Source organism: Streptomyces coryli, from assembly GCF_011044975.1.
Classification (GTDB): Bacteria; Actinomycetota; Actinomycetes; order Streptomycetales; family Streptomycetaceae; genus Streptomyces; species Streptomyces coryli.
In genome coordinates this window covers 1-1,029 of sequence record NZ_JAAKZV010000558.1, presented here as the reverse complement: position 1 = coordinate 1,029, position 1,029 = coordinate 1, and the positions used below count along the sequence as shown (strand labels likewise).

Here is a 1,029-nt window from a genome sequence, read left to right as displayed (position 1 = left end):
GTGGTGGAGGGGCCGGTTCCTGCGGGGCGGTTCCTGCGGGCGCTGTATGCGGGGGGCACCTTCGCGTATGAGGCGCGGCAGGTGGTGCCGGAGGCGGCTACGGAGACGGTGGCGGCTGTGGCGGGTGAAGTGGTCCTCCCAGACCGGGACTTGATCCTCGATCTCGGCGATGACGCGTACACCGCCGGGCGTCCGCATCCCATGATCGACCCGACCGTGAGGGCCGCTCATCTGAGGGCGGCGCTGGCCGATCCGCGCACCGCGGTGGTCGTCCTGGATGTGGTGCTCGGACATGGCGCGGGCGCCGATCCGGCCGGCCCGCTGGCCGCGGAGCTGGAGCGGGCCGGGGTGGGGCCTGCCGGTCGTGAGCGGGCCGGGGTGGGGCCTGCCGCTCCTGAGCGGGCCGGTTTCGAGCGGGTGCCGCAGGGGCGGCGGCCGCCGGTCGTCGCCTTCGTCGTCGGTACGGACGCCGATCCGCAGGATCGCGACGAGCAGCGCGCCCGGCTGCGCGCCGCGGGGGCGCTGCTGGCGCCGAACAGCACCGATGCCATCGAGTTCGCCGCCGAGTTGCTGCCGCGGGAGCCGTCTGTCGCGTCACCGGGCAGCGATGGCCACCTGACCCGTACGGGAGGCACCGTATGACCGCCGCCACTGCCCTGTTGGGCGAGGCCCCGGCCCGTATCGCCAACGTCGGTGTGCCCGGCTTCGCGGACGTGCCGCGTACCGCGGGTGCCGAGGTGGCCGCGCTGGACTGGCGGCCGCCGGCCGGCGGTGAGCCGGAGCTGGCCTGGCGGCTCGCCGAACTCACCGGTCACGCCGTGGTCGAGGCGGCCAACCGTGAGGCGGTGTCGCGGCTGCTGGCCGTACGGCCGGTGTGGACCGATGTGCTGCCCGCGCGCGAGGCGTTGCCCGCGCTCGACGAGCGGGTGAGTGGGCGGCGGCTGCTGTTGCACGCGGGGCCGCCGATCGGGTGGGCGGAGATGTGCGGGCCGATGCGGGCCGGGGTGGTCGGGGCGGCGCTGCTGGAGG

2 pseudogenes are annotated in these 1,029 nt (G+C 75.8%); both read left to right on the top strand.

Features of this window, described 5'->3' with window-relative positions:
* Positions 1 to 642: pseudogene (locus G5C51_RS42165) on the top strand (hypothetical protein); the annotation flags it as partial.
* Positions 639 to 1,029 (top strand): annotated as a pseudogene (locus tag G5C51_RS42160) (DUF1116 domain-containing protein); the annotation flags it as partial. The pseudogenes G5C51_RS42165 and G5C51_RS42160, both read left to right, overlap by 4 nt.